Origin of the sequence: Mesorhizobium waimense (genome assembly GCF_003601975.1) — a bacterium.
Taxonomy (GTDB): domain Bacteria; phylum Pseudomonadota; class Alphaproteobacteria; order Rhizobiales; family Rhizobiaceae; genus Mesorhizobium; species Mesorhizobium waimense.
Map to the genome: position 1 here is coordinate 1 of NZ_QZWZ01000015.1, position 23,448 is coordinate 23,448.

At 63.2% G+C, this 23,448-nt stretch carries 33 protein-coding genes and 1 riboswitch; of the genes, 17 read left to right on the forward strand and 16 right to left on the reverse strand.

The genetic code is table 11. From position 1 onward, the window contains the following. The 6 genes from groL to D3227_RS19420 all read left to right on the forward strand — a co-directional run. Window positions 1–1,502 (forward strand): chaperonin GroEL (gene groL / locus D3227_RS19405; RefSeq protein ID WP_120015938.1); only part of this gene is annotated, 1,502 nt, incomplete at its 5' end. A 277-nt stretch (window positions 1,503–1,779) separates the two neighbouring features. Further along, window positions 1,780–3,213 (forward strand): pilus assembly protein TadG-related protein, encoded by a 1,434-nt coding sequence (locus D3227_RS19410; protein WP_245451800.1) that lies wholly within the window; start codon window positions 1,780–1,782, stop codon window positions 3,211–3,213. Further along, window positions 3,206–3,451 carry a hypothetical protein gene (locus D3227_RS42740; protein WP_245451801.1) on the forward strand — a complete coding sequence of 82 codons (246 nt, stop codon included), beginning with the start codon at window positions 3,206–3,208 and terminating at the stop codon, window positions 3,449–3,451. The genes D3227_RS19410 and D3227_RS42740 overlap by 8 nt, the downstream gene beginning before the upstream one ends. Then, window positions 3,364–3,849 carry a hypothetical protein gene (locus D3227_RS42745; protein WP_245451802.1) on the forward strand — a complete coding sequence of 162 codons (486 nt, stop codon included), beginning with the start codon at window positions 3,364–3,366 and terminating at the stop codon, window positions 3,847–3,849. Before D3227_RS42740 ends, D3227_RS42745 begins: the two co-directional genes overlap by 88 nt. Next, entirely contained in the window at window positions 3,849–4,457 is a 609-nt protein-coding gene (locus D3227_RS19415) for a TadE/TadG family type IV pilus assembly protein (RefSeq protein ID WP_120015939.1), read from the forward strand. The genes D3227_RS42745 and D3227_RS19415 overlap by 1 nt, the downstream gene beginning before the upstream one ends. Beyond that, on the forward strand, window positions 4,454–4,894 hold the full coding sequence (locus tag D3227_RS19420) for a TadE/TadG family type IV pilus assembly protein (protein WP_120015940.1): 441 nt from the start codon (window positions 4,454–4,456) through the stop codon (window positions 4,892–4,894). The genes D3227_RS19415 and D3227_RS19420 overlap by 4 nt, the downstream gene beginning before the upstream one ends. Before the next feature lie 130 nt (window positions 4,895–5,024). Here D3227_RS19420 and D3227_RS19425 read toward each other — a convergent pair whose 3' ends face one another. Further along, window positions 5,025–5,633, reverse strand: a complete 609-nt coding sequence (locus D3227_RS19425; RefSeq protein ID WP_006203042.1) for a TetR/AcrR family transcriptional regulator — start codon at window positions 5,631–5,633, stop codon at window positions 5,025–5,027. A 116-nt stretch (window positions 5,634–5,749) separates the two neighbouring features. Between D3227_RS19425 and D3227_RS19430 the strand changes: the two genes are divergently transcribed. The 3 genes from D3227_RS19430 to D3227_RS19440 all read left to right on the forward strand — a co-directional run bounded on the left by D3227_RS19430 (window position 5,750) and on the right by D3227_RS19440 (window position 6,892). Continuing rightward, window positions 5,750–6,196, forward strand: a complete 447-nt coding sequence (locus D3227_RS19430) for an OsmC family protein (RefSeq protein ID WP_120016075.1) — start codon at window positions 5,750–5,752, stop codon at window positions 6,194–6,196. Between the two features lie 16 nt (window positions 6,197–6,212). Continuing rightward, a complete protein-coding gene (locus tag D3227_RS19435) occupies window positions 6,213–6,599 on the forward strand; it encodes a nuclear transport factor 2 family protein (RefSeq protein WP_120016076.1) in 387 nt (128 codons plus the stop codon). Window positions 6,600–6,706: 107 nt separating this feature from the next. Then, on the forward strand, window positions 6,707–6,892 hold the full coding sequence (locus D3227_RS19440; protein WP_208646397.1) for a hypothetical protein: 186 nt from the start codon (window positions 6,707–6,709) through the stop codon (window positions 6,890–6,892). A 94-nt stretch (window positions 6,893–6,986) separates the two neighbouring features. On the opposite strand, the gene D3227_RS19445 is transcribed toward D3227_RS19440, so the two are convergent. The 11 genes from D3227_RS19445 to D3227_RS19490 form a co-directional block, all read right to left on the reverse strand. Beyond that, entirely contained in the window at window positions 6,987–7,598 is a 612-nt protein-coding gene (locus tag D3227_RS19445) for a LysE family translocator (protein ID WP_120016077.1), read from the reverse strand. 120 nt (window positions 7,599–7,718) lie between these two features. After that, the gene (gene crcB / locus D3227_RS19450; protein ID WP_245451803.1) at window positions 7,719–8,087 is read right to left on the reverse strand and encodes a fluoride efflux transporter CrcB; all 369 of its coding nucleotides are present in this window, start codon (window positions 8,085–8,087) and stop codon (window positions 7,719–7,721) included. Window positions 8,088–8,115: 28 nt separating this feature from the next. Next, a riboswitch (Fluoride riboswitch) is annotated at window positions 8,116–8,177 on the reverse strand. An 88-nt stretch (window positions 8,178–8,265) separates the two neighbouring features. Further along, entirely contained in the window at window positions 8,266–8,649 is a 384-nt protein-coding gene (locus D3227_RS19455; protein ID WP_120015941.1) for a YkgJ family cysteine cluster protein, read from the reverse strand. A 4-nt stretch (window positions 8,650–8,653) separates the two neighbouring features. Beyond that, the gene (locus D3227_RS41665) at window positions 8,654–8,812 is read right to left on the reverse strand and encodes a hypothetical protein (RefSeq protein ID WP_167480762.1); all 159 of its coding nucleotides are present in this window, start codon (window positions 8,810–8,812) and stop codon (window positions 8,654–8,656) included. Between the two features lies 1 nt (window position 8,813). Then, window positions 8,814–9,221: a hypothetical protein gene (locus tag D3227_RS19460; protein ID WP_006203034.1), complete on the reverse strand. Its 408-nt coding sequence runs from the start codon at window positions 9,219–9,221 to the stop codon at window positions 8,814–8,816. Next, a complete protein-coding gene (locus D3227_RS19465) occupies window positions 9,221–9,448 on the reverse strand; it encodes a hypothetical protein (protein WP_120016079.1) in 228 nt (75 codons plus the stop codon). The genes D3227_RS19460 and D3227_RS19465 overlap by 1 nt, the downstream gene beginning before the upstream one ends. A gap of 174 nt (window positions 9,449–9,622) precedes the next feature. Beyond that, window positions 9,623–9,832, reverse strand: coding sequence for a cold-shock protein (locus D3227_RS19470; protein WP_006203031.1), 210 nt, complete (start codon window positions 9,830–9,832; stop codon window positions 9,623–9,625). A 434-nt stretch (window positions 9,833–10,266) separates the two neighbouring features. Then, window positions 10,267–11,046 (reverse strand): SRPBCC domain-containing protein, encoded by a 780-nt coding sequence (locus D3227_RS19475; protein WP_120016080.1) that lies wholly within the window; start codon window positions 11,044–11,046, stop codon window positions 10,267–10,269. After that, on the reverse strand, window positions 11,046–11,366 hold the full coding sequence (locus D3227_RS19480) for an ArsR/SmtB family transcription factor (RefSeq protein WP_006203028.1): 321 nt from the start codon (window positions 11,364–11,366) through the stop codon (window positions 11,046–11,048). Before D3227_RS19480 ends, D3227_RS19475 begins: the two co-directional genes overlap by 1 nt. 104 nt (window positions 11,367–11,470) lie before the next feature. Then, window positions 11,471–12,145, reverse strand: coding sequence for a glutathione S-transferase family protein (locus D3227_RS19485; protein WP_120015942.1), 675 nt, complete (start codon window positions 12,143–12,145; stop codon window positions 11,471–11,473). 104 nt (window positions 12,146–12,249) lie between these two features. Beyond that, window positions 12,250–13,383, reverse strand: coding sequence for a metallophosphoesterase (locus D3227_RS19490; RefSeq protein WP_120015943.1), 1,134 nt, complete (start codon window positions 13,381–13,383; stop codon window positions 12,250–12,252). A gap of 135 nt (window positions 13,384–13,518) precedes the next feature. Here D3227_RS19490 and D3227_RS19495 point away from each other — a divergent pair, with 135 nt between their 5' ends. Continuing rightward, complete coding sequence (locus tag D3227_RS19495) at window positions 13,519–14,112, forward strand: hypothetical protein (protein WP_120015944.1); 594 nt, start codon at window positions 13,519–13,521, stop codon at window positions 14,110–14,112. 26 nt (window positions 14,113–14,138) lie between these two features. On the opposite strand, the gene D3227_RS19500 is transcribed toward D3227_RS19495, so the two are convergent. Further along, the gene (locus D3227_RS19500) at window positions 14,139–14,768 is read right to left on the reverse strand and encodes a TetR/AcrR family transcriptional regulator (RefSeq protein ID WP_167480763.1); all 630 of its coding nucleotides are present in this window, start codon (window positions 14,766–14,768) and stop codon (window positions 14,139–14,141) included. Between the two features lie 150 nt (window positions 14,769–14,918). Between D3227_RS19500 and D3227_RS19505 the strand changes: the two genes are divergently transcribed. Beyond that, the gene (locus D3227_RS19505) at window positions 14,919–15,698 is read left to right on the forward strand and encodes an NIPSNAP family protein (protein ID WP_120015945.1); all 780 of its coding nucleotides are present in this window, start codon (window positions 14,919–14,921) and stop codon (window positions 15,696–15,698) included. Here D3227_RS19505 and D3227_RS19510 read toward each other — a convergent pair. Together D3227_RS19510 and choX are read right to left on the reverse strand one after the other, a co-directional pair. Beyond that, window positions 15,669–16,535 (reverse strand): alpha/beta fold hydrolase, encoded by an 867-nt coding sequence (locus D3227_RS19510; RefSeq protein ID WP_167480764.1) that lies wholly within the window; start codon window positions 16,533–16,535, stop codon window positions 15,669–15,671. The two genes, D3227_RS19505 and D3227_RS19510, sit on opposite strands and share 30 nt — an antisense overlap. Further along, complete coding sequence (gene choX / locus D3227_RS19515; protein ID WP_120015946.1) at window positions 16,532–17,470, reverse strand: choline ABC transporter substrate-binding protein; 939 nt, start codon at window positions 17,468–17,470, stop codon at window positions 16,532–16,534. Before choX ends, D3227_RS19510 begins: the two co-directional genes overlap by 4 nt. A 71-nt stretch (window positions 17,471–17,541) precedes the next feature. Here choX and betI point away from each other — a divergent pair, with 71 nt between their 5' ends. Further along, on the forward strand, window positions 17,542–18,192 hold the full coding sequence (gene betI, locus D3227_RS19520; protein ID WP_120015947.1) for a choline-binding transcriptional repressor BetI: 651 nt from the start codon (window positions 17,542–17,544) through the stop codon (window positions 18,190–18,192). An 85-nt stretch (window positions 18,193–18,277) separates the two neighbouring features. Next, a complete protein-coding gene (locus tag D3227_RS19525) occupies window positions 18,278–19,051 on the forward strand; it encodes an SDR family NAD(P)-dependent oxidoreductase (protein ID WP_120015948.1) in 774 nt (257 codons plus the stop codon). Between the two features lie 56 nt (window positions 19,052–19,107). On the opposite strand, the gene D3227_RS19530 is transcribed toward D3227_RS19525, so the two are convergent. Beyond that, on the reverse strand, window positions 19,108–20,079 hold the full coding sequence (locus tag D3227_RS19530; RefSeq protein ID WP_120015949.1) for a LysR family transcriptional regulator: 972 nt from the start codon (window positions 20,077–20,079) through the stop codon (window positions 19,108–19,110). A gap of 109 nt (window positions 20,080–20,188) precedes the next feature. On the opposite strand from D3227_RS19530, the gene D3227_RS19535 reads away from it, so the two are divergent. From D3227_RS19535 to D3227_RS19550, 4 genes are all read left to right on the forward strand, one after another. Then, window positions 20,189–20,668, forward strand: a complete 480-nt coding sequence (locus tag D3227_RS19535) for a cupin domain-containing protein (protein WP_120015950.1) — start codon at window positions 20,189–20,191, stop codon at window positions 20,666–20,668. A 272-nt stretch (window positions 20,669–20,940) separates the two neighbouring features. After that, window positions 20,941–22,338, forward strand: a complete 1,398-nt coding sequence (fumC, locus tag D3227_RS19540) for a class II fumarate hydratase (RefSeq protein WP_120015951.1) — start codon at window positions 20,941–20,943, stop codon at window positions 22,336–22,338. Between the two features lie 114 nt (window positions 22,339–22,452). After that, window positions 22,453–22,875, forward strand: a complete 423-nt coding sequence (locus D3227_RS19545; protein WP_120015952.1) for a DoxX family protein — start codon at window positions 22,453–22,455, stop codon at window positions 22,873–22,875. Between the two features lie 139 nt (window positions 22,876–23,014). Beyond that, entirely contained in the window at window positions 23,015–23,437 is a 423-nt protein-coding gene (locus D3227_RS19550) for a DoxX family protein (RefSeq protein ID WP_120015953.1), read from the forward strand. The last annotated feature ends 11 nt before the right edge of the window (window positions 23,438–23,448 follow it).

The window sequence follows — 23,448 nt, forward strand, 5'->3', positions numbered from 1 at the left end:
ACGGCGTCACCGTCGCCAAGGAAATCGAGCTTGAAGACAAGTTCGAGAACATGGGCGCGCAGATGGTCCGCGAAGTTGCTTCGAAGACCAACGACATCGCCGGCGACGGCACCACGACCGCGACCGTTCTGGCGCAGTCGATCGTCCAGGAAGGCCACAAGGCGGTTGCCGCCGGCATGAACCCGATGGACCTGAAGCGCGGCATCGATCTGGCCGTGACCGAAGTCGTCGTGGCGCTCGGCAAGGCCGCCAAGAAGATCAAGACCTCCGAGGAAGTCGCCCAGGTTGGCACGATCTCGGCCAATGGCGACGAGTCGGTCGGCAAGATGATCGCGGAAGCGATGCAGAAGGTCGGCAACGAGGGCGTCATCACGGTCGAGGAAGCCAAGACCGCCGAGACCGAACTCGAAGTCGTCGAAGGCATGCAGTTCGACCGCGGCTACCTGTCGCCCTACTTCGTCACCAACGCCGACAAGATGGTTGCCGATCTCGAGGACGCCTACATCCTGCTCCACGAGAAGAAGCTCTCCAACCTGCAGGCCATGCTGCCGGTCCTCGAGGCCGTCGTGCAGACCTCGAAGCCGCTGCTCATCATCTCGGAAGACGTCGAAGGCGAGGCCCTGGCCACGCTGGTCGTCAACAAGCTGCGTGGCGGCCTGAAGATCGCCGCCGTCAAGGCGCCGGGCTTCGGTGATCGCCGCAAGGCCATGCTGGAAGACATCGCCATCCTCACCGGTGGCCAGGTCATCTCGGAAGACCTCGGCATCAAGCTTGAGAACGTCGGCCTCAACATGCTCGGCCGCGCCAAGAAGGTGTCGATCTCCAAGGAGAACACCACCATCGTCGACGGCGCTGGCAAGAAGGCCGAGATCCAGGGCCGCGTTGCCCAGATCAAGCAGCAGATCGAGGAGACCACCTCGGACTACGACAAGGAGAAGCTGCAGGAACGTCTCGCCAAGCTGGCGGGCGGCGTTGCGGTGATCCGCGTCGGCGGTGCGACGGAAGTCGAAGTCAAGGAAAAGAAGGACCGCGTCGATGACGCCCTCAACGCGACCCGCGCGGCCGTGGAAGAAGGCATTGTCGCTGGCGGTGGCGTGGCTCTGCTGCGCGCTTCGGCCAACCTCAAGGCCACCGGCGTCAACTCCGACCAGGCCGCCGGCATCAACATCGTGCGTCGTGCGCTGCAGGCTCCGGCCCGCCAGATCGCGGCCAACGCCGGTGCGGAAGCTTCGATCGTTGCCGGCAAGATCCTCGACAACAAGGGCGCGACCTTCGGCTACAACGCCCAGACCGGCGAGTATGGCGACATGATCGCCATGGGTATCGTCGATCCGGTCAAGGTCGTTCGCACGGCTCTGCAGGACGCGGCCTCGGTTGCCGGCCTGCTCGTCACCACCGAAGCCATGATCGCCGAGGCTCCGAAGAAAGAGTCGGCTGGCGGCGGCATGCCTGGCGGCATGGGCGGCGGCGGCATGGGCGGCATGGGCGGAATGGATTTCTAATCCACCAATCTCGCTAAGCATACGAAAAGGGCGGCAGCGATGCCGCCCTTTTTTCATGGGTGCGCCAATGCGCCTGGCCAAAAAACCAGTCATTGCCGGCCTTTAGCCGGGGTGGCCGCTCCCAATTGACTTTTCCCAAGGTAATTTGCCAACAAAATCATCAGTTTCGATCAATTGTTGGTGAATTTATCAGACAATAATTTTTAACACATTCAAGGTTACTAAAAGATGCGGCGCGACAGGGTTGCTCGAAAGTGTAGCGTTGTTCAGGTTGGCCATGATGAAGATTTTCCGGCGATTTTCGCGTAGCCGCGACGGCAATGTCCTCATCACCTCGGCGCTGGTGTTGCCGTTGCTCATCGGCATGGCGGCGTTGGTCACGGAATATGGCGGCGCCCTGGTCGAGCGGGCCAACAACCAGCGCATCGCCGATCTTTCGGCCTATGCCGGCGCGCTTGCCTACAACGCGACTACGTCGACCGACCAGATGACGGCGACGGCCGTCAAGGTGGCTGTCCTCAATGGCGTTCCCGCGGCCGACGTCCAAGCTGCCCTGGTGACTTCGCCCAAGACCTCCGGCATGAAAGCCGTCTCGGTAACGATCCGCACCGAGAAGGAGCTGCCGCTGGCGCGCGTGCTGAACGATCGCCAGCAATTGCAGATCTATGCCGGATCCGTCGCCGAAGTCGGCGCGCAGGCACCGACGCCCGGCTGCATGCTCGCGCTGGACGGCAGCCAGACCGGCATCACGCTTTCCGGTGGCACCAAGATCACTGCGCCCATATGCACGGTGTCGTCGAACAACACGGTGACGGTGCCCTGCGGCACCACGATCTCGGCCATCGGCGTGAACTACAACTCCGCGGCGGTTCCGAGCCAGCCCTGCAGCGGCATCAGCGGCCCGAACGGTACGGCGGCGGTGATTGCCAAGAAATTCACCGCCGATCCGCTGGCCGGTAACACAGCCGTCACGGCCGCCGTCGCCCGCATCGCCACGGTGGCCGCGCTTTCGAAGACGACGGCACCGACGGCACCAACCAGCGTAACGGGCACGAGTATCAGCTTCGCCTACAATCCGAGTTCCACGCAAAACCAGGCGATTGCGCTTGGATGCACGGCCTCCTACAGCGACAGCACATGGACGCTGAATTGCGGCAACAAGACAACGGTCAACATCGGCAACATCACCATCGGCGGCGGCATCAATCTCAACTTCGCGACGAGCGGAGCGGCAACGACCGTCTACAACATCTCAGGCGACGTCACGACCAGCGCCACCACCAAATTCGGCCCCGGCATCTACAGTTTCGCCAAGACGCTGACCACGGCTGGAACCACGACCTTCGGCGCCGGCACCTACAATTTCGGCAAGCAGGTGACCACAGGCGGAACGACGACCTTCGGCGCCGGCACCTTCAACGTCACCAAGGGGCTGACGACCGGCGGTGGCGCGACCACGACCTTCGGCGCCGGAACCTTCAAGGTCGGCATCAGCGACAGTACCTGCAACAGCACGGCGAAGGTCTCGATCTGCAACACCAGCACGCTGACCTTCGGCGGGCCGAGCACCCTTCGAACTGCCGGGCGGCTTCATCAACACCAGCGGGACGTTGACCTTCGGCTCCGGAACCTCCAACAGCTACAAGATCGGCCCCGGCAGCAATGGCGACGCCATCACGCTCGGCGGCGGCTCGAAGACGGTCATGGCTGACGCCACCAGCTCGGGCGTGTTCCAGGTCGTCGACAATGTCAATGGCGGTGGCGGCGGCAGCTGCTTCGTCATACCGGCCACCGCTCAGCACGATATCCAGGGAAACTTCATCGCCTCGGGCGCCATCCTGCTCGCGCCGGCGTCTATACGGTGGACGGCTATTTTGCGCTGGGCGGCAGCGGCGGCGGCAGTGCCAGCTGCGGCGGCAGCACGATCAGCGTCAGCGGCACCGATGTGACGCTGGTGCTGTCGGGCAAGGCCAAGTCGAGCTCGGGAAGCTGCAACGGCTATGTCTTCTGCGTGGCGGCCGGCTACAGCAACATCGTACTCACCGCGCCGCAGACCGGCACCACCGCAAAGCTTGCCGTGATCGGACCGACGTCGACCTCGATCACTGCCGGCGCCACCTTCGCCGAAGGCGGCTCCAACGCGCAGATCTCCGGCGCCTTCTATTTTCCCTACGGTCCGATCATCATGAACGGCGGCTCCAGCGTGCTGGGCTCGACGACGGACACGACCAAGTGCCTGCAGATGATCGGCTCGCGCATCACGCTGTCGGGCGGCACCACCGCAGCGTCCGAATGCATCGCGGCCACCGGCGCCACCACCAGCAGCAAGGTGAGCCTGGTACAGTGATGATGATTTCCCGATTCCATCACCGCCTGGCGCACGCCCTGACGAACTCCGCGCCGGCACGCTTCCTCTTTCGCGAGACGTCGGGCGTCTCGGCGGTCGAGTTCGCGCTGGTCAGCCCTGTGCTCATCCTCATACTGGCTGCAACGGTCGATATCGGCGCTTCGCTGAAGGCGAAGTTCGACCTGAGTTCGGCGATCTCGGCCGCTTCCAACTATGCCCTGCTCGGCTCAGACAAGGTCAATTCAACCGGCGGCAGCGGGCTCGCCGCCAACATCACGGCCGTGGTGGCCAGCGGCCTTGGCACTTCCGGCGGCACTGTCCAGGTCGTCGTCAACAATGGCGCGGTGATCAGCTACGACGCCACCACCTCCAAGGCGACCCAGAGCGGCACCGCATCCAATGCGGACCTGTGCTATTGCCCGACCGGCTCGGGCGGCAGCGTGACATGGGGTTCGTCGGTGACCTGCAGCGCTGTCTGCGCCAATGGCGGCATCTCGGGAAAGTTCGTGGCGATCAGCGCGAGCAGGCCGTTTGCGCCGCTGTTCGGCGGCCTTGGCATCGTGACCGGCGGCAATATCACCGTACAGGCCATGGTGCAGCCGCAATGAGGCGGCTGGCTTCATTCGTCAGGGACAAGTCCGGCGCCAACGCGGTCGAGTTCGCGCTGCTTTCGGTGCCGCTGCTGATGGTGCTGCTGGGAACATTTGAATTCGGCCGCATGTACTGGGCGCAACATGTGCTACAGGACATGGCAAACGCGGGCGCACGTTGCGTCGGCGTGCTGCAAAGCGGATGCGCGAAAGACGGCGTCTACAACGCCGCAAATGCGATCAGCTACATCAGCGGCATGGCCGCGACCGACGGCATCGTGCTGACAAGCTCCAACATCACCATCAACAACGACACCAACTGTTCGGGCCTCTCCGGCTTCTCGATGGTGCAGATCTCCTACACGTTCCCCACCGTGCTGCCGAATTTCCTGACCGCGCTGGCCAATGGTCCGGCTCTCAGCGCCCAGGCCTGCTTTCCCGACCAGGGGACATAGAGCCTATCCCATCCCGATGGAATCGGGATGTATCTTTCTGTTTTAGCTCAGTGCCGGAATCACAAACCCGTTCTAACCATTTGTTTTTTGCGCAATTCCGGTCGGGAAGCCGACGCCCTGGGCTCACGCCTCAGACGGCGGCCTCGGCGCGTTGCCGCGCTTCGCCGGCCAGCACGGCCGACTCGACCAACGCCGCGACTTCGTCGGCCACGGCCAGCAGCGGGGCGCGATCACGGGTGGCGCGCGCAATCACCATCAGCCCTTCCAGCGAGGATTCGACCAGCAACGCCAAGGCATGCGCACGGCGTTCGGGCACCCCTGCCCTGACGAAGGCCTGCCGCAGCAGGCCGATCCACTGCTCGAAGGCCGAGCGGCACAGTTCGGCCAGTTCCGGCACGTTCGCCGGTGAATCCAGCACCACGGGCGCGATCGGGCAGCCGAGCGTGAATTCATTGTCCTCCAGCATGCGGGCAACCGACTGGTAGATGTGGTGGACGGCCACCGCCGGGCTCGTTTCGGCGGCAAGGTCCTCGCCCAGTCTTTCGGTCACTTTGGCGATGCTGTCGCGCGTCACCTCGATGACCAATTGGTCCTTGCCGCCCGGAAAATGGAAATAGAGCGAACCGCGCGGTGCGCCGCTGGCGCTCAATATGTCGTTGAGCGAGGTGCCGTGATAGCCGCGCTGCCCAATCAGCAGCGCCGTCGCCTCGATCATGCGGGTGCGGGTGTCGTTCGCCATGTCAGCCTCTGTCAGGAGAGAGCCATTATAGGCCTTGTTACTAATATGACAATCGGTCTACATAATATGTAGATCGGTCTACATATGTGTTTTCAATCGAACTCATGGAGGAACCAATGACAATTCGTGAGGCTTCAGCCGAGTGGCAAGGTGCGCTGAAGGAAGGTTCGGGCAGGCTTCGGCTGGGCAGCGGCGTCTTCGAGGGTGCCTATTCCTTCCCGTCGCGTTTCGAAAATGGTCCAGGCACCAATCCGGAAGAACTGATCGCGGCGGCCCATGCCGGCTGCTTCTCGATGGCGCTGAGCGCCATCCTCGGCCGGGAGGGTCAAATCCCCCGGCGCATCCGCACCACGGCGAAAGTGCATCTCGGCGCGACCGCGGCCGGGCCGACGATCACCCGCATCGAGCTCGAGACGCAGGCGGAGGTCGCGGAACTCGGCGGAGAGGAGTTCGAGCGGTTTGCGCAGTCCGCCAAGACGACATGCCTGGTCTCGCGCGCGCTTGCCGGCGTGGCCGACATCACCCTCAAGGCCGTGCTCGTCGACGCTGTCGAAGACCAATGAAAACAGGAGAATGACGATGACACAGGAGCTTGTCATGGACATCGCCGCGAATGATTTGTCCCACCAGACCGCCGAGATCATGCGGCGCTTCAACGACGTGTTCCAACGTCATGATCCGACGGCGCTTGCGGAACTGGTGGCCGAGGATTGCGTGATCGAGAACACGGTGCCGGCGCCGGACGGCGCGCGCCATGCCGGCAAGGCGGCGTGCGTCGGGCTGTGGTCGGCGATCGCCACCCAGCCAGGCACCAGCTTCGACATCGAGGAGACCTTCGTCGCCGGCGAGCGGGCAACGATCCGCTGGCGCTATTTCATGGCCGACGGCAATTCGCTACGCGGCGTCAATTTGATGCGCGTAGCCGGAGGGCGGATCGTAGAGGCGATGGGCTACGTCAAGGGATAGGTCGACCGCCACTATTTGATGCCCAACCGCCATCCGACGATCGAGAAAGACCATAGGGAGGACTAATGTCATGAACATCAGAACTGCCTGCTTTGGCGCCCAAGATGATGGAACCCTTCTTCACCGATTCGGGCATGAAGACAATGAAGTCCGATGACGAGATGAAGGCTGCTTGGGCAGCGATGTCCAAAGACGACCAGGCCATGATGATGAAGGAATGCCAGGATGCGGCAATGAGCAAGGCATATGCCCCGTTCTGCGAGAAATTGCAGGCGCTCGGCGGCGCAAACTAGCAACCTTACCGGCTGAAGAGCAGATGAAGGCGGGCCTTGGCTCGCCTTCTCATTGCTATCTTGTATGCAGGCGACAAAGCCCGTGAACAGACGCCTACCGGTCCGCCAGCGCCAGCTTGGCGCCGAGCATGACGAAGGCGCCGGCGAAGGTGCGACGCATCCAGGTCAGCACCCTCGGCCGCGACACGACGTGGCTACGGATCGAGGCGGCGAAGATGCCGTAGCCGACGAACACGACGAAGGTGAGCAGCATGAAGACGCTCGACAGTTCCAGCATCTTCGACAGCGCGTGCGGTTCGGTGGTGCTGACGATTTGCGGCAGGAAGGCGAAGAAGAAGATCGACAGTTTCGGGTTGAGGATGTTGATCAGGATGCCGGAGGTGATGACCTTGCCGGCCGAGCGCGGTGCGACGTCCTGGTCGACGCTCAGGCCGCCCCTCTCCTTCAGCGTGTTCCAGGCCATATAGAGCAGATAGGCGACGCCGAGATACTTCAGCGTCTCGAAGGCGATGGCGCTGGTGTGCAGCAACGCGGCAAGACCGGTGATGGCGGCCGCCATATGCGGGATGATGCCCAGTGTGCAGCCGAAGGCGGCGATGATCGAGGCACGCGCCCCGCGCGACAGGCCGGCGCTTAGCGTGTAGAGAACGCCGGTGCCGGGCGAGGCCACGACGATCAGCGCCGTCAACAGGAATTCGATGCTCACGACTTGCTCCTCCGGCACCCGGCCCGGCGGCAAGGTACCGGGCAAGGGCGCACTACACAAGCTGTGGGCTCACGCCGATGCGCTCACGCTGTCGCGGTTCGCAAGCGCGTCGAAAATCGATCAGCGGCGCATAAGCAGGAGAACTGCCGCCAAAGCCGTCAACGACAGTGTCACACTGGCGACTATGTAGCCGATGGCTGCCAGATGCTGGCCGCGTTCCCACAGTGTCACGGCGTCGAGCGAGAAGGTCGAGAAGGTCGTAAAGCCGCCGATGATACCTGTCGTCAGGAACAACCTGACGTCGTCCCCGCCGATCTCGAACAATGCGAACAAGCTAACGACAAGGCCCATCAAGGCCGATCCGACGATGTTGATGGAAAGCGTTCCGAAGGGAAAGTTGGCACCGAGGAGTCGCAGCGACAGAAGCCCGACGCCGTAGCGGAGAGCGCCACCGATACCTGATCCGATGAACACGACGAAAAATCCCATGACAGCCTCCTGCGCGCCCGAAGGGCGTTCGTCAGTAGGCGTCATCAGCATCAGCGCGGTTATCAGGGAGACACCATTCCCGAGCGCTATATGGCAAGGACTTGCATTGCAGGCAAGGCCTGCCATGTAGAACCGCAACCCTTGCTTCGCCACATCCCACGGTGAGCGACCGACAGCCCTACAGTGGCAGCCCGTGCGCCTTGCGCGCCATCAGGCAGTCGTCGCCGCCGGGCATGCAGGCGCGGCAGACGTCGGGGCGGACGTCATAAATGCCGCAAGCGGTATGCTTGCCGACCTCGCCGGACAGAGCCGAACAGCGCACGCCGTCGCAGCGCATACCGGATTCGTCGGCAGCGACGAACTTCTGCGGAATGCGGTCGAGCTGCGCATCGTCCTCGGTGGAAAAGCGCGGCCATTCGGCCGAATAGGAGCAGCAGGCGCCGCAGGCCTGGCAGTCGAACAGGGCCGCACCGGCCCCTCGCTCTAGCGGCGAAAAGTCTGCGGCTGCCGCCAGGGCAAGCAGGCCCGGCGCGACAGGATCGCGGTCGGCATTTCGAGGCAAGGCGCTATTTCTTCTTGGTCGTCTTCCGGGCCGCATCCGCTGGCGACTTGAACAGATCGGTTGGGACCGGTTCGTCAGCCTTCGGCGCGGCAGCCGGCTTGGCCGGTTTGGCGGTGGCGGCCGGCGCTGCCGGCTGGTCCTTGGCGGAAAATTTTATGGCCATGTCAGTCCTCGTCAGAGAAACGCGATGACGGCGCGCGCGGGTTGCGCAGGCGGCCGATCAGCGCCGACACCGCCGTGATGTTCATTTCCTCGGGCGACCAGTTCCTGGCGTCCTCGATGTGATGCGGCGCCAGTTCGCGATGCGTACTGCCGCTATAGGCGGCATCCTGATGGGTCACCCGCTCGCGCGTCTTGGTGTCCTCGCGCACATATTCGATCAGATAGTTCGGGGCTTCGGCGCGGCCGCGCACACCGACGCGCACCTGGGCATCGCCGTGGGCGCGCTTGCAACGCTCCAGCTTTTCCAGCACGCGGCGGACAAATTCGACCGGCTTGTCGAGAAGTTCGACCATGTCGGCAATGGTCGCGTCGCCGGCGATCGGCGTTGGCGGCACGCGCTTGGTGGCCATCAGCGTTTGCCCGCGCGCTTCGGCATGGCGGCCAGAACGAGGGCTGCCGCCCGGTCGTCGGCCTCCTTCTCCAGGCGCAGTTCGCGCAGCCGCGCGGTCTTGGCCTCCCGGGCCTCGCTGACGGCATCGCGTTCGGAGATGATGCGATTGAGCGACATCGACTGCGTCCGGGTCTTGCTGAAAAGCTGCTCGGCCTCGTCGCCGGATGCCTTCGGAGTAAGGGACATCTTCTTCATCCTGGTTCGGGGGATCCACCTTGGCGGTGCTTAGCACATACGAGGGGACCTGCGGCGCACAATTCACTGCCAGAAACGAAAAAGGTCAGGCATGCGCCTGACCCTCCTCTCGCCATCTACCGATGCCAGTACATCCGTGGTCACCGGGAAGGCTGAATTCCGTTTTTACGCAGCCTTGAGCTGGTCGGCGGACATCTTGCCCGACTTGTTGTCACGAACCATCTCGTAGCCAAGCTTCTGGCCTTCGACGATGGTGCGCATTCCGGCACGCTCGACGGCCGAAACATGGACGAAAACGTCGGCCGAACCGTCGTCAGGCTGAATAAAGCCAAAGCCCTTGGTGGCGTTGAACCATTTTACTGTGCCAGTGCTCATAACGAACCCTTTCCATGGCAAATATTCGTTTACCGTCGTGCGAATGCACAACAGCGTTTGTCTCGATTTTTGATGGGAGGAAGTTCGTCAAAGGCGCGCTCGGCGCGCGGATAACAAAAGTCGGGCAAACAAATATCGACAAACTTCTAGTAGACTTCTTTTGCCGCCATGTCAAATTTCTTGTTTTGCAACGGTAGCCGAAGCAGCGCATGGCTTGCCGGGCAAGGCACGACGAAGCCCCTTTCCCGGTTGCATCCGGGATGCAAAAACCGCCTGGCGCCAGATCGAAAAAAATCGCAACAAGGTGGAACCATCCTGGCCCTCACGCATTTTGGTACGGTCAGCAGTTCATAAGAGCAATCTTGGAAAGGCTGGCAAAAAGGACGCCTCCCGCGCGATAAAAGGCGCGAGGGGCGTTCTTGTATTTGGGGACGTCACATGATCGCTGACATCAGCGGCAGGATTTCGTAGCGAAAGCCCTGCCCCGAACGCACCACCGGGTCGTCGTCGGTCAACGCCCTTGCCTCGGCCTCGGTGCCGACGCGCAGGATGGCGAGGCCCCAGGGCCCGGCCGGGTCGGCGACCGGACCAGCCAGCATCATGGTGCCCTCGGCCAGCTTGCCGCGCAGATAGTCGGCATGCCGGTCCATCAGCACCCTCTCCTCCTCGGTCAAGGTAAAGGCGAAATCCGGGCGCGGCGGGATCATCCGACAGTGGAATATGCTTGGCGACTTGATGCCAGCTTCGGCGGCAAGGAAGGCATTCAGCCAGCCGAGCACCCGCTCCCAGCCGGAGCCATGATCGCGGCAGGCGTCCTGACGTGCGCCAAAGCCTTCGTGGCGCAGCGTCAGCCGCGTTCCAGACTCGACCGCTTCGAGCATGTAGGTGACGGTCGTGACATTGTCGCCGTCCCACGGCGCCTTCCAGGTCATCACCAGACGATGCGGCGGCTCGACTTCGAGATACTCGCCCTGGACGTGGAATTCATGTCCGTCGGCGCCCTTGCCTTGCGAATACCAGGCGCCGCCCGGCCTGACATCGGAGGTGTGCCTGGTCGTCCGGTAGAGCGCGTCCGAGCCCCACCAGAGCGGGATCTGCTCCTCGGCGGTCAGCGCCCGAAACACCCGTTCCGGCGGCACGGCGATCGTCACCGTGGCAAGGATGGTGCCCGCCGAAACGTCGGCGATCGCACGCGGTCCGTCGTTGCTGGCCATCATTCGTTCTCCAGATAGGATTTCAGATTGCCGAGGCTTGCCTGCCAGAAATCGCGATAGGGCAGGATCCAGTCGGCGACATCCTTCAGTTCCGCCGGCTCCAGCCGATAAAGCCGCTCGCGGCCATGCTTCTGCTCGGAGACGACGCGCAATTCGCGCAGGATCCTGAGATGCTTGGAGATTGCCGGCCGGCTCTGCGAAAAGGCCGAGGCGAGTTCATTCACCGGCGCCGGGCCTTGCCGCAAGCGGTCAAGGATGGCGCGCCGCGTCGGATCGGCGATGGCGCGGAAAACGGAACGATCAGGATCAGCCTGCGGCATAATGCGTATCCATTTGGTTACGTATTTATGCCGATCGCGACTGCTCGTCAACAACGCCGCAGCGGGATGAACTCAGCGATCCTCGTCCGGCGATGCTCTCTTGGTCAGTCCTGTTCGTGCGGGCCGGGTTCCGGCCACGTCTCCTTGGCGGCTTCTGCATACCAGTGCCGCATCGCCGGCGTTGAAAGCACGGCATCGACATAGGCGCGTGTATCCGGCGCCAGTTCGCCGCCATAGGTGTCGAAGCGGGTGACGATCGGCGCATACATGGCATCGGCCGCGGTGAAATGGCCGAACAGGAACGGGCCGCCCTTGCCGTACTCGGCACGGCATTGCCGCCAGATCGCTTCGATGCGCGCCCGCTGTGCCTCGCCTTCGGCGTCGAGCGGTTTATACGCCTTGGGCCGGCGCAAATTCATCGGCCAGCCATAGCGGACCTCACGAAAGCCGGAATGCATCTCGGTCGCCACCGAGCGGGCCAGCGCGCGGGTGCCGATGTCATCGGGCCAGAGTTTTTTCTCCGGAAACAGGTCGGCGAGATATTCAAGGATGGCAAGGGTTTCCCAGACGATCCTGCTCCCGCCCTTCAACGGCTTGTGATTCAGGACCGGTACCATGCCGGTCGGCGACACCTTGGCCAGGTTGGCGGCGGTTTCCGGCGTGCGCAGGCGCACGAAGCCCTCCTCGAACGGTATCTCCAGATGCCGCATCGCCACCCAGGGCCGGAGCGACCAGGACGAAAAGCATTTGTTGCCTATGAAGAGGGTGAATTCAGCCATGGTTTCCCCCGACTTGCCTGCGCAGCCAACCCTGCCTGCTTAGCCCGGGAGAAGCCGGGCCGATCCCGAAAATACGACCACTGCCGCCGTCCCGCCAGCGCGCCTCAGAAGCTCAGGCTCTTCGAAAAGGCATTGGTGAACATCACCTCGCCATGGTCGCCGGTCGCCTCGCCCAGCACGACATCCATGCCGTCACCGGTCACTCGCACCAGCGCGAAGCCGCCCATATAGGCGGCCTTCGGCTTGATGAGGTCGAGACCGTTGCGCTGGTAGATCATCGGCACCTCGTGCTGATGGCCGTGAAAAATGGCGATGACATTGTAGCCCCTCAGCGCCGAAAGCAGTGCCTGGCGGTCACTCTCGCTCCACCAATGCGGCGCGCCGGCGCCCTCATTGTCGTAAGCCCGCTTGGTCGGATCCCATTTCTCGGTCGAAAAAGTATCCCAGCCATAATGCTGGAACAGGATGACCGGGCGGCCGTCGCCGGCATAGGTGGCCAGATCCTGCTTCAGCCATGGCAGGCTGGAGATGGCGCCGTGGCCTGTATCGCCGGCGAAACGATGCGTCTGGATAAGATGCAGGCCGCCCCAGTCCCAGGAATAGCAGTCGGTGTCGACATCGTATTCGGTGGCCGGCACCGGCGGCTTGAAGAAGACGCCGGGGCGGTGATTGACCTCGACATAGTCGCGCATCTCGCGGCGGTACCAGTCGACATGATGCGGCGGCCCGTTCTGGTCGAGGTCGTGATTGCCGAGCCCGATATAGACGGGCATGTGGACGCGGTCGGGGCCGATCCCTTGCTGGTAGCGCTGGCTGAACTGCAGAAGCTGCGTGCCTTCGCTGGGCTGGGTGATCTGCCCGCCGCCATCGTCGGTGATGTCGCCGCCGACGACGAGGCCGAGCGGCGTGCCGATGCGGCTGCCGGCCGAGTGCAGGCCGGTGGCGACTCCGTCGATCTCGGTCGGCCAGTCCTTGTCACTGAGGCCATTCAGCGCGGCGACGTTGCGCAGCAAGGCGGCGTCGGTCTTGCCTTCCTGCTGGCAATTGGGGCTGAGGCCGCTCGCCATGCGGCAGGCATGGACGTCGGCGATGAACAGGAAGGTGGCGTCGATGGGCTGGATGCGCTGCCCGGTCTGGCCGAGCGCCGGACGCACAAAGGCGCTGGCGGCAGCAACCCCCAGCGCCTGGGCCAAAAAATCGCGCCGGGACAGTAGGCGGGGCGGGAGGCGATTCATCATGCGCCGAAATTCAGCACAGCCGGCGCCCGGCCGTCCAGTTCTCCAGCAGCACTTCTCGTCCAAACCATCCATCGACATGTTGCCGCATGTCTGGCATGTCTTGCCCCCTCAACTTGCGCGAGCGAGGAGGACGCCATGAAAGCTGCACCGATCATGATGATGCTGGCGGCGTTGCTGCCGGCGGGCGTTGCCCATGCTGCCGACTGCGTCGACGCGAAATCCGCCAGGGATGGCTTCGTGCTGGAAAAGCCCGGCATCCGCAGCGAGTTTCGCCCGACGGCCGGCGGCATGGTTGCCGTCGCCAACAAATACGAATCCGAATCGCCGCAGACGCAGTTCCTGTTCAACGGCCTGATCGAGGTGTTTCGCGACAGTGATACCGGTCGGGTGGCGATGATCCCGTTTTCCGATCTGCGAAAACTGTTTCCGCTGAAGACCGGGGCAAAGAGCACGATCGAATTCGTCGAGCTAGCGCCGAACAAGCAGCCAAAGAGCACCAAGACGCTGACTTTGGTCGTCAAGGGCCAGGAGACGTTCAGCCTGGGCGACTGCAAATACAAGGTACTGGCGGTCAAAGAGACCTTCAAGAATGGGGCCGGCGAGACGCTGGATGCGTTCACTGCGCTCTATGCGCCAGATCTGCAGGCAGCTCTCGCCCGGCGCTACGACGAGGGCACCAGCGCGGAATCGGTGAACGGTTACGAGACGATCAAACCGCTGGCGAAATAGAGCGGCGCCCTACTGCTCCTGCGGCTTCAGGGCTTTCCCGGCCGCAGCAGCACCCTGCGGCGTCGCTTCGCTCCCGCTCGGCCCAGGGACGCAGCTGAATCGGTCCTGCGTTCCAATTCCGCCAGGCAATCGCGCAGTGGACCGGCGTCCTGTGCCGTCTTGGCCATCGACATGGCGCCGGAATAGGCGGCGACCGCCAAGGCAGCGAAGCGATCCGGATCGGTACCCTGTTCCTCGCCCGTTTGCTGATCGGTCCTGACCTTGCCGGCGATCGCCTCGCGCCAGGCGGCAAAGATGCTGGCAAGGGCAAAGCGGAAATCCGGATCGGCGAGCGACAATTCGTGCGCCAGGTTGTTGAGTTGACAGCCGCGCACGAAACCTTGCTGCTCGAGTTCGGCCGCCACCGCCTCGAACACGGCGCGTATGCCCTCGCGGGCCGATCCCGCAGCCTGCACCGGCGCGATCCAGGTTTCTTCGACGGCGGCAGCCACCCGCTCCTCGATCACCGCCAGGGCCAGCGCCTTCTTGGTCGGGAAATGGTGATGCAGCGCGCCGCCGGTGACGCCGGCCGCCGCCATCAGGTCGCCGATGCTGGAAGCGTGATAACCGCGCTCCTGAAACGACGCTTCCGCGACATCGAGCACCCTGTTGCGCATGCCTTCGGGGTCGTTGGTGCGTTTTTGAGCCCGCGATCTTGGGCGAGCGGAAATCTCTGCTGACATTTTCAAACGATAGCAGATTGACAAAACAGGACAACCGGTCTGTTTTGTAAAACAGGACGATCATCCTGTTTTGGAGAGTGCGCGATGAACCTGCCCCTGAAAGCCCCCGCGACAGCCGGCCTGCTCGCCTCGCCCGTGGTCGAATTGCGGCAGTACACGCTAAGACCCGGCCGGCGCGACACGCTGATCGATGTCTTCGACAGCCGTCTGATCGAGGGCCAGGAAGCCGCTGGGATGACCATCATCGGCCAGTTCCGCGACCTCGACCGGCCCGACATGTTCGTCTGGCTGCGCGGCTTTGACGGGATGGATGGGCGGAAACAAGCTCTGACGACCTTTTATGACGGGCCGGTATGGGCCGCACACCGCGACGCCGCCAACGCCACGATGATCGATTCCGACGACGTGCTGCTGCTGAAACCGGCATGGCCGGGCGCCGGCTTCGACCTGTCGGGTTTGCGAAGAGCTGATGGGTCTGAGCAGGAAAAACCGGGCGATGACAGTCGCTTGAAGGCCATTGTTGCAATCAAGATACAGCATTTGCAGCCTGGCACCGAGGCCGGCTTTGCCGAAAATTTCGAGGCCCGGGCCGTTCCGCTGATCGAGGCGCTCGGCGCAAGGTTGCTCGGCGCCTTCGTCACCGAGCACGCCGAAAACAGCTTTCCGCGCCTGCCAGTGCGATCAGGCGAAAACGTGTTCATCAGCGTCTTGGGATTCGACAGCGCCGACGCGCAAGCAAATCATGAAGCGACCCTGGCCGCTTCACCGATGTGGCGGACCTTCCACCGGGCAACGGAACCGAACCGCGCCAGACCGACGCAGACCCTGCGGCTTTCACCGACCTCGCAATCGCTGTTGAGCTAGCCCTGCCCTGAACTTGTCGGTGACGGCCGCGGCAACAAGCGCCGGATCCTCCCAGTGCGGATTATGGCCGCAGCCTTCGATGCGGATGAAGTCGGAACCCGGAAGACAGTGCCGCAGCGCTTGCTGATGCGCTTCGCCAAACAGCGGGTCGACTGCACCGGCGATGATCAGCGTTCGCACCTGTACAGCTCGCGCCGCGTCAGTCAGATCCGTGTGACGAATTTCTTCGAGGACAGCGCGCCAGCTCGCCACCGGCATTGTCGAGGCGTCTTTCGCCATGCCGGCGAGAAAGGGTTGGGGCACACCAGGCCGGCAGGCATGCCACCAGTCATAGAAGGGATCGGCCGGCGAGATCGGATCGCGTAGAGCCTGAACGCCGGCGACCAACGGATGATCCGGCGCGAAATCGGGCTTCAACGTGCCGGCCAGGACCACCAGCCCGCCGATGAGTTCCCTATGCCGCGCGGCCAGCGCGATAGCCACCATGGCACCAAGCGAATGGCCGACGACAACAGGCCGATCGAGCTGCAAATGCCGGATAAGCCCGGCAATGTCATTGGCGAAGTCGGCGATGGCGCAGCCCTCGCCCGCTAGCGAGGCACCGTGGCCACGCAGGTCGGGCATGATCAGCCGGCGGCCGGCCAGATGCGGCGCCAGGAGCGAAAAGCTGCGGCTGGTGTCGGTGAAGCCGTGCACCAGAACCAGCGCCGGTTCGGCGCCTGCGATCTCGGCATAGGCGATATCGAGGCCGTCAGCATTGATGAATTGCTTGCGGTCAGCCCAGGCGTCCTGTTCCGCCCAGGCATCCGGCACCGCTTCCAGCGTAACCGATGTCACAGGCCGAGCTTTTCCTTGACCGCGGCAAGGCCGGGCTTGCCGTCGAAGGTCTTGACGCCGGCGAGCCAGGCATCGAGGCGGTTCTTGTTCAGTGTGATCGCCTTCAGTCCCGCCTCTTCCGGCTTCATGCCATCATTGATCAGGTAGCCCATGCCGACATTCTCGAAATCGATGTCGAAGGCGAGATTCCTCAGCAGCTGCGCGGCATTCGGACACTGTTCGAGATAGCCCTTACGCACCTGCGTGGTGACCGTCGCCGCGCCAAGGTTTGGGCCGTAGAACTTGTCGCCGCCGGTCAGGTACTTGAAGTCGTACATGGTGTTCATCGGATGCGGGGCCCAGCCCTGGAAGACGATGAACTGCTTTTCCTTTATCTCATAGCCGACCTCGGACAGCATGCCGGCTTCGCTCGACTCGACGACCTGCCAGCCATCGAGGCCGAGCGACGGATCGGCGATGGCGTCCATCATCAGCTGGTTCGAGCCGGGCTCGATGCCGTACATCTTCTTGCCGAACTTGTCGGCGAACTTGTGCAGGTCGGCAAAATCCTTGACGCCGGCGTTCCAGACATAGGTCGGGACGGCGAAGGTGTATTTGGCCCCTTCCAGATTGACGCGCACGTCCTCGACCGAACCGTCCTTCTTGTAGGGTTCGTAGTAGGTGACCATGGCCGGGTTCCAGTAACCCAGGAACAGGTCGAGATCGTTGTTCTTCATGCCTTCGTAGATGACGTTGATGCCCAGCACCGAGCTCTGCGGCTGATAGCCGAGCGCACCGAAAAGAACATTGGCGACACCAGTGGTGAAGGCCAGATCGTTCCATCCAGGTTCGGCCATGCGGACCGCCCTGCACTGCTCGGCCTCGGCCGCTCGAGCCGCATGAGAAGCCAGCGCCAGTGCGGCCAGGCAGACCCCGGTTGCCAGAGTGCGATGCATGCGATGTCTCCTCTTGTCCGTTCGGACTAATAATTGTCCCATGGGTCAATTCTTGATCTCAACGGATAAGGATGTCAATCTGTAATCGTGAACAGGTGGATTCTCCGGTGAAGCTCAGCCGCATCAGCGATATCAGGCGCAGGGAATTGCGGCAGGCGGCGTTCGCGGTGCTGGAGCGTGAAGGCATAGCCGGCGCGACGCTGGAAAAGGTGGCGGCCCAAGCCGGTGCCTCGAAAGGCATCGTGCTGCATTATTTCCGCAACAAGCAGGAGTTGTTCGAGCACGCGATGCGCGAGGCGAACGCAGTCCTATGCCACGCAGTGATCGCGCGGCTTCGGCGGGCACGGACGCCGATGGAGCGCCTAGATGCGGTTATCGAAGGCAATTTCGAGGAGCATCTGTTCCTGCCGCCTCTCTGCCACGCCTGGCTTTCGCTCTGCGCGGAGGTACCGCGCGACGACAAGCTCGCCCGCATTCAGAAGGTCATACATGCACGCATGCGCTCGAACCTGTTGTCCGGTCTGCGCGGTCTTGCATCGTCCGTAGAGGCCGACGATATCGCGCTTGGCGTCACCGCGCTGATCGACGGGCTGTGGCTGCGGCTCGGCCTGCAGCCGGGCAGCGTCTCGCGCGAACAGGCGATCCGTCAGGTGAAAGAATATGTTGCGGGCCGGCTCGCCATGCGACGGCCTGCGGCCGTCGGGCTGGCCTCGGCCGGATAAAGTTCATACTGCGGGATAGGCTCTTGGGTTGACCGCCCAAGCCGTTCGGCATGCTCTTTGCCAATGGCACAGGCAGGAGCATCCCATGAGACTTCACGGCAAACGGGCGCTGGTCACCGGCGGTTCGGACGGGATCGGCCTGGCGATATCGGAGGCCTTTTCACGCGAAGGCGCCGACGTGCTGATCGTCGGCCGCGACGTCGGCAAGCTTGAGGCGGCGCGCCAGACGCTGATTGCATCAAGCAAGGACGGCTCGACGGTTGAAACCCTGTCGGCCGACCTTTCGACCTCGGCCGGCATCGATGCGGTGGCCGCGCATGTGAAACAGGGGCGACCGCTCGACGTCCTCGTCAACAATGCCGGCGTCGCCTTCCTGGTGCCCTTCGATGGCGTTACAGAAGAGCAATTCCAGCAATCCTTCGCGCTCAATGTAACGGCGGCGTTCTTCCTGACACAGCGGCTATTGCCGCATCTCACGGCTGCCGCCTCCGTCATCAACATTTCGTCCTACTTCGCCAGCAAGATGATCCCGAAGCGGCCGTCGAGCCTGTACTCGCTGTCCAAAGGTGCTCTCAACTCACTGACAAAGTCGCTGGCCTTCGAGCTCGGCCCGCGCGGCATCCGCGTCAATGCGATCGCGCCTGGCACGGTCGATACCGCCATGCGACGCAAATCGATCGTCAACCTGCCGGCGGAAGCGCAGGCGGAGCTGAAAGCCTATGTCGAGCGCAGCTATCCGCTCGGCCGCATCGGCCAGACCAGCGATCTCGCCGGCATCGCCGTGTATCTGGCCAGCGACGACGCGGCGTGGACCAGCGGCGGGATTTTCGCGATCGACGGCGGCTATACGGCGGGGTGAGTATTGTTCTTGCGCAATTCCGTAGGGAAAACGCCACACACTTTCCTGGAATTGCTTTAGCCCTGCGAATCTGTGCTTTCGGTACCCTCGAAATCACGGAATCCGAGAGCCTCGACAGCTTCCAGAATCCGGCTGCGGATCCAGCGGTGAGGCTCCTCATCATCGTGACGGGCGTGCCAGTACATTCTCACCGCAGGTGAAGGAATGGGAAACGGCGCTTCATAGACGGCGATCGGCAGCGACTTCGCCGCCACCGTCGCGAACTGCCTTGGAATCGCGGCCAGGTAGAGCCCGTGGGCTACCGCCAGCGCGACAGCTTGGAAGTGCGGCAGCGCCAGACTGACGCGGCGCGTCCGTCCGATCTTGTCCAGCGCCTCGTCGGTAAAGCCCGACATCGAGCCATCGATGGAGCGGATGGCGTGCGGCAGTTCGCAGAAGAGCTCGATCGGCAATCGCTCGCCCTCGGCGATACCCGCCTGCCTGATCGCGGCATTGCCCTTCGCAGCGATGATGGCGAAGGGCGAGCCGAACAGAGGCGTACTGGAGACCCAGTCGGAAACCTCCAGCGGGCGTTCCAGAGCCACGTCGATCTGATCCTCCTGGAGCAGCCTGGAGACATCACCGCTTGCGCTGTCCAGAAAGCGGAACGACACGCCGGGCGCCACGGCCGCGATGCGCGCCGCCAGAGGCGGCATCAAAAGCATGGAGAAGAAATCCGCGCCCATGAAGGTGAAGGTTCGCTCCAGCCCGGCCGGATCGAAGTCTTTCGCCGGCTGGAAGACGCGTTCGATCTCGCGCAGCGCCACGCGAACCGGCTCCGCCAGGCTCTCGGCGCGCGGCGTCGGCACCATCTCGTTGCCGCGCCGCACGAAAAGTTGGTCGTTGAGGGCATGGCGCAGGCGGTTGAGCGCCGCGCTGACGGCAGGCTGGCTGAGGCCGATCTGCTCGCCGGCGCGCGTCACGCTTCTCTCGCGCAAAAGCGCGTCCAGCACCCTGACGAGGTTGAGATCGAGCGCGTTCAAATTCATCGCATCAATTCGCCCCATACGATCATTCGATTTCCGTTGCCTGCCCATCCTTGGTTAGGTCGCTGCCGACGCCGCTCCGTCGGCACCGCCAGCACAAGGGGAAGCTGTCATGACAATGATCAACCGGACCATCGCAGGCAAGGAATTCTTCTGGTTCAACAACACGCTCGTCGCCATCCAGATTTCGTCCGCCGAGGGCGAGGACGGAATTTGTGTCGTCGAGCATCTCAAGCCTTACGGCGAGTCCCCGCCGCTGCATGTGCATCGGCATGAGGATGAAGTGTTTCATATTCTGGAAGGAAAGCTGCGCTTTGTCGTCGACGGCCGCGAGCGGATTGCCGTCGCCGGCGAGACCGTGATCGCGCCGAAAGGCCTGCCGCACACGTTCAGGGTCGAATCCCCGGAAGGCGCGCGCACCCTCACCATCACGCGCGGCTCCGATTTCGAAACGATGCTGCGTCAGGCCAGCCGTCCCGCCGAACGGCCGGACCTGCCGCCGGCATCGGAGCCTACGCCAGAGATGATCGAGGCCCTGACGCGGATCTGCGCGAAGAACGGCATCGATATTGTCGGTCCGCCATTGGGGTGAGAGGCATTCTTTACCTTCTCCCCCAGGGGGAGAAGGTGGATCGGCGCGCAGCGCCGAGACGGTTGAGGGGTGTTGGACGGATCGCTGTCGGTGCCAAGCTGGAGCCCCCCTCATCCGACCTGGCTTCGCAAGGCCACCCTCTCCCACAAGGGAGGAGGAAGATAGCGCCATTCCTTCAACCGATTTGCATCGCCACCGCCCGCAATCTCCGCTTGAAGCGATTTGTGCAACGCGATACGCCGTTGCCGAATTTCGAGAACCGGAGACCTCCAGTGAGCGCTGAGAAGACCAGAACCGAAACCGACACGTTCGGCCCCATCGAGGTCGCCGCAGACCGTTACTGGGGCGCGCAGGCGCAGCGTTCGCTTGGCAATTTCAAGATCGGCTGGGAAAAGCAGCCCGCTTCGATCGTGCGCGCCTTGGGCATCGTCAAGCGGGCGGCGGCCGAAGCCAATATGGATTTGAAGCGGCTCGACCCGGCGATCGGCAAGGCGATCATCGAGGCGGCGCAGGAGGTCATCGACGGCAAGCTCAACGACCACTTCCCGCTGGTCGTCTGGCAGACCGGCTCGGGCACGCAGTCCAACATGAACGCCAATGAGGTGATCTCCAACCGGGCGATCGAACTTCTGGGCGGCGTCATGGGCTCGAAGAAGCCGGTGCACCCTAACGACCACGTCAATATGAGCCAGTCGTCGAACGACACCTATCCGACGGCCATGCATATCGCCTGCGCCGAGCGTATCGTCCACGATCTGCTGCCGGCGCTGAAGCACTTGCATGCAGCGCTCAAAGCCAAGACGAAGGCGTTCGCCCATATCATCAAGATCGGCCGCACCCATACCCAGGACGCGACCCCCCTCACCCTCGGCCAGGAATTCTCGGGCTATGCGGCGCAGGTCGCCTCGTCGATCAAGCGCATCGAGATGACGCTGCCCGGCCTGCAGGAACTGGCGCAAGGCGGCACCGCCGTCGGCACCGGCCTGAACGCTCCGGTCGGCTTCGCCGAGAAGGTGGCCGAACGCATCGCCGCCATCACCGGCATCGGCTTCGTCACAGCGCCGAACAAGTTCGAGGCGCTGGCGGCCCACGATTCCATGGTGTTCTCGCACGGCGCCATCAACGCGGCGGCCGCGGCGCTGTTCAAGATCGCCAACGACATCCGCTTCCTCGGCTCCGGCCCGCGTTCGGGCCTCGGCGAACTGTCGCTGCCCGAGAACGAGCCGGGTTCCTCGATCATGCCGGGCAAGGTCAACCCGACCCAGTGCGAGGCGCTGACGCAGGTCTGCGTCCAGGTGTTCGGCAACAATGCAGCACTCACCTTCGCCGGCAGCCAGGGCCATTTCGAGCTCAACGTCTACAACCCGCTGATGGCCTACAATTTCCTGCAATCGGTGCAGTTGCTCGCCGATGCCTCGGTCTCCTTCACCGACAATTGCGTGGTCGGCATCGAGGCACGTGAGGACAACATCAAGGCGGCGCTCGACCGCTCGCTGATGCTGGTGACGGCACTCGCGCCCACCATCGGCTACGACAATGCCGCCAAGATCGCCAAGACCGCGCACAAGAAGGGCACTACGCTGCGCGAGGAAGCCCTGGCCACCGGGCTGGTCAGCGAGGCCGACTACGACCGGCTGGTGCGGCCTGAGGACATGACGCATCCGGGGTAAGTTAGTATCACCGATGTAACCTTGTGAACGATCTGTCGCCAGATCGACATCTTTAGTGAACAGTTGGGCTGCTCTATCTGGAGGGGCATCATCCCAAGCCCCTGGAGAGTCACCATGTCCATCAACACTTCCGTCGCCGGTTCCGGCGCTGCTTCCAACGCCTCTACCTCCATCCTCCTCGGCCGCGCTCTGCTCGCGGCAATCTTCCTGCTGTCCGGCTTCGGCAAGCTAACCGCGATCGCCGGCACCGCCGGCTATTTCGGCAACCTCGGCCTGCCGCTGCCGACTGTAACCGCCATTGTCGTCGGCCTGATCGAGCTGCTCGGCGGCCTCGCCATCCTCGTCGGTTTCCAGACCCGGATTGTCGCCTGGGTGCTGGCGATCTTCACGGTCGCCACTGGGCTGGTCGCCCATATGAATTGGGCCGACCAGATGCAGATGATCAACTTCCTGAAGAACCTGGCGATTGCCGGCGGCTTCATTGCGCTGGCTTCCTCGGGCGCCGGCGCCTATTCGGTCGACGCCAAGCGCGGCTGAACCTCCTTCAACGTCCTGAAATGGAAGCGGCGCGGAATTTTCCGCGCCGCTTTTTCGTTGTCTATCCAAGCGCCCGGATTACCGATTTCTGCTATGATCAGGAGGTCGGGACGATCGGCCGACGACGACGGAGGTCTCCATGCCCCGCAACGCGCTGCTTCTCTTGTCCCGGCTGTTGCTCGCCGCTTTGTTCGTGCCGTCCGGCTTCCAGGCGCTGGCCAACATTTCCGGTACGACAGACTATTTCACCGGTCTCGGCCTGCCGCTGCCGATGCTCGCCGCCTGGGGCACGGGCCTATTCGAACTGATTGCTGGGCTCGCAATCCTCGTCGGCTTCCAGACACGAATCGCGGCACTGCTGCTCGCCGCCTTCTGCATTGCGGCCGGCTTCATCGGCCATTACGGCCAGGGTGGCGGCGATCCGACACTCGCTTTCCTGCACCAGCAGATGCTGATGAAGGACATTGCGATTGCTGGCGGCTTCCTGGCGTTGGCCATGGCTGGCGCCGGCGCCTGGGCGATCGACGGAAGGAGCTTCGGGATCGGCGCTGACGCCACCTGATTCTACCTATC

Coding starts and splice junctions, on each gene's coding strand:
- D3227_RS19410 (WP_245451800.1), top strand. CDS start 1,780: ATGATGAAGATTTTCCGGCGATTTTCGCGTAGCCGCGACGGCAATGTC.
- D3227_RS42740 (WP_245451801.1), top strand. CDS start 3,206: ATGGCTGACGCCACCAGCTCGGGCGTGTTCCAGGTCGTCGACAATGTC.
- D3227_RS19415 (WP_120015939.1), top strand. CDS start 3,849: ATGATGATTTCCCGATTCCATCACCGCCTGGCGCACGCCCTGACGAAC.
- D3227_RS19420 (WP_120015940.1), top strand. CDS start 4,454: ATGAGGCGGCTGGCTTCATTCGTCAGGGACAAGTCCGGCGCCAACGCG.
- D3227_RS19425 (WP_006203042.1), bottom strand. CDS start 5,633: ATGGCGAACGACACCCGCACCCGCATGATCGAGGCGACGGCGCTGCTG.
- D3227_RS19430 (WP_120016075.1), top strand. CDS start 5,750: ATGACAATTCGTGAGGCTTCAGCCGAGTGGCAAGGTGCGCTGAAGGAA.
- D3227_RS19435 (WP_120016076.1), top strand. CDS start 6,213: ATGACACAGGAGCTTGTCATGGACATCGCCGCGAATGATTTGTCCCAC.
- D3227_RS19440 (WP_208646397.1), top strand. CDS start 6,707: ATGGAACCCTTCTTCACCGATTCGGGCATGAAGACAATGAAGTCCGAT.
- crcB (WP_245451803.1), bottom strand. CDS start 8,087: ATGGGATTTTTCGTCGTGTTCATCGGATCAGGTATCGGTGGCGCTCTC.
- D3227_RS41665 (WP_167480762.1), bottom strand. CDS start 8,812: ATGGCCATAAAATTTTCCGCCAAGGACCAGCCGGCAGCGCCGGCCGCC.
- D3227_RS19460 (WP_006203034.1), bottom strand. CDS start 9,221: ATGGCCACCAAGCGCGTGCCGCCAACGCCGATCGCCGGCGACGCGACC.
- D3227_RS19465 (WP_120016079.1), bottom strand. CDS start 9,448: ATGTCCCTTACTCCGAAGGCATCCGGCGACGAGGCCGAGCAGCTTTTC.
- D3227_RS19470 (WP_006203031.1), bottom strand. CDS start 9,832: ATGAGCACTGGCACAGTAAAATGGTTCAACGCCACCAAGGGCTTTGGC.
- D3227_RS19475 (WP_120016080.1), bottom strand. CDS start 11,046: ATGGCCAGCAACGACGGACCGCGTGCGATCGCCGACGTTTCGGCGGGC.
- D3227_RS19480 (WP_006203028.1), bottom strand. CDS start 11,366: ATGCCGCAGGCTGATCCTGATCGTTCCGTTTTCCGCGCCATCGCCGAT.
- D3227_RS19485 (WP_120015942.1), bottom strand. CDS start 12,145: ATGGCTGAATTCACCCTCTTCATAGGCAACAAATGCTTTTCGTCCTGG.
- D3227_RS19490 (WP_120015943.1), bottom strand. CDS start 13,383: ATGATGAATCGCCTCCCGCCCCGCCTACTGTCCCGGCGCGATTTTTTG.
- D3227_RS19495 (WP_120015944.1), top strand. CDS start 13,519: ATGAAAGCTGCACCGATCATGATGATGCTGGCGGCGTTGCTGCCGGCG.
- D3227_RS19500 (WP_167480763.1), bottom strand. CDS start 14,768: ATGCGCAACAGGGTGCTCGATGTCGCGGAAGCGTCGTTTCAGGAGCGC.
- D3227_RS19505 (WP_120015945.1), top strand. CDS start 14,919: ATGAACCTGCCCCTGAAAGCCCCCGCGACAGCCGGCCTGCTCGCCTCG.
- choX (WP_120015946.1), bottom strand. CDS start 17,470: ATGCATCGCACTCTGGCAACCGGGGTCTGCCTGGCCGCACTGGCGCTG.
- betI (WP_120015947.1), top strand. CDS start 17,542: ATGTCAATCTGTAATCGTGAACAGGTGGATTCTCCGGTGAAGCTCAGC.
- D3227_RS19525 (WP_120015948.1), top strand. CDS start 18,278: ATGAGACTTCACGGCAAACGGGCGCTGGTCACCGGCGGTTCGGACGGG.
- D3227_RS19530 (WP_120015949.1), bottom strand. CDS start 20,079: ATGAATTTGAACGCGCTCGATCTCAACCTCGTCAGGGTGCTGGACGCG.
- D3227_RS19535 (WP_120015950.1), top strand. CDS start 20,189: ATGACAATGATCAACCGGACCATCGCAGGCAAGGAATTCTTCTGGTTC.
- D3227_RS19545 (WP_120015952.1), top strand. CDS start 22,453: ATGTCCATCAACACTTCCGTCGCCGGTTCCGGCGCTGCTTCCAACGCC.
- D3227_RS19550 (WP_120015953.1), top strand. CDS start 23,015: ATGCCCCGCAACGCGCTGCTTCTCTTGTCCCGGCTGTTGCTCGCCGCT.